At 59.1% G+C, this 960-nt stretch carries 3 protein-coding genes; all 3 read right to left on the bottom strand.

From position 1 onward, the window contains the following. The coding region (locus PV419_RS52900) for a hypothetical protein (protein ID WP_319701250.1) at positions 1-405 on the bottom strand (405 nt) is incomplete at its 3' end. A 27-nt stretch (positions 406-432) separates the two neighbouring features. Further along, a complete protein-coding gene (locus PV419_RS52895) occupies positions 433-717 on the bottom strand; it encodes a phosphopantetheine-binding protein (protein ID WP_319701249.1) in 285 nt (94 codons plus the stop codon). A 46-nt stretch (positions 718-763) separates the two neighbouring features. Then, positions 764-960 (bottom strand): hypothetical protein (locus PV419_RS52890; protein ID WP_319701248.1); only part of this gene is annotated, 197 nt, incomplete at its 5' end.

Below are 960 nucleotides of genomic sequence, written 5' to 3'. Positions count from 1 at the left end.
ACCGGTGTCCAGCAGGGCGCAGCTGAACACATGGGCCAAGCTGTGCGGCGGCAGATCGACATCCGCGAAGTAACCCGACACATCGACGTAGCGATCACCGCCAATACCCGGCGTCCCCCAGAACTCCAGCACCTCATCGACCTCGACACCCACCGAGGACAACAGGGACTCGATCAACCGCATACCGGAAGATTCATCGGGTACGCCCGCCCCATGACGACGCCAACCAGACAACCGCTCAATCGGCCAATACGCCACAACCTGAACATCCCGACCCGACTTCCGCCACAACGAAACGTTGTTGTTATGGCGGATCCACGTGTCCAAAAGATGGGGCACGCCCGGCTGCGTCAAATAGGTGGAGACGTAGTATCCGTCCCTCACTTCACCCTCCAGAGCATACATGTATGGGCACAGCAGTAACGACTCGTCTCAGGGAGCCTGGAGAGCAGTTGCCACCCGTTCCAGGGGCATGTCCGAGAAAATGTCGCCGATTTCCACGATCAAGCCCTCTTCCCGCAGCGTCTCGGCAACGATGATCGCCGCGAGTGAATCCCCACCCAGGCCAAGAAAGGAAACCGAGCCGTCTTTGACTTCCATTTCCAGGGTGTCGGATATGACTTCCAGCAGTCTCTCCAGGGCACTGCTTTCTGCGCTCGCCTGGGACATGACCACCCCTTGCTCTGGTTCGTGATTCACCGGTGAAGCGTTGATCATTTATTGCACCCACCCCGAAAGGCGCCCGTCTTTCGCTCATATGGGATCAATCAGCGGACCCGGTTGCACGCGTCATCCACAGCTTGATACCGTCCTCGAGTTCCTGGTCCAGCGCGAGCCAGGAATCGACTGTTCGCTTCAGATTCCGGGCACTTCGCTGATCCGCCGGGTCGAATTTGCGGCGCAACATCGGGTGACGGAGCCACATGTGCAGGTAGAGGTCGTCGAGCCCGGACGGATTCA

This window comes from Streptomyces sp. ME19-01-6 (assembly GCF_033793745.1).
In the GTDB taxonomy this organism is placed as follows: Bacteria; Actinomycetota; Actinomycetes; order Streptomycetales; family Streptomycetaceae; genus Streptomyces.
The sequence above is the reverse complement of the archived record's forward strand: the minus strand, read 5'-3'. Positions and strand labels throughout refer to the sequence as shown.

Excerpts from the sequence above, each read along its gene's own strand:
- PV419_RS52895 (WP_319701249.1), bottom strand. The coding sequence starts at position 717 with ATGATCAACGCTTCACCGGTGAATCACGAACCAGAGCAAGGGGTGGTC.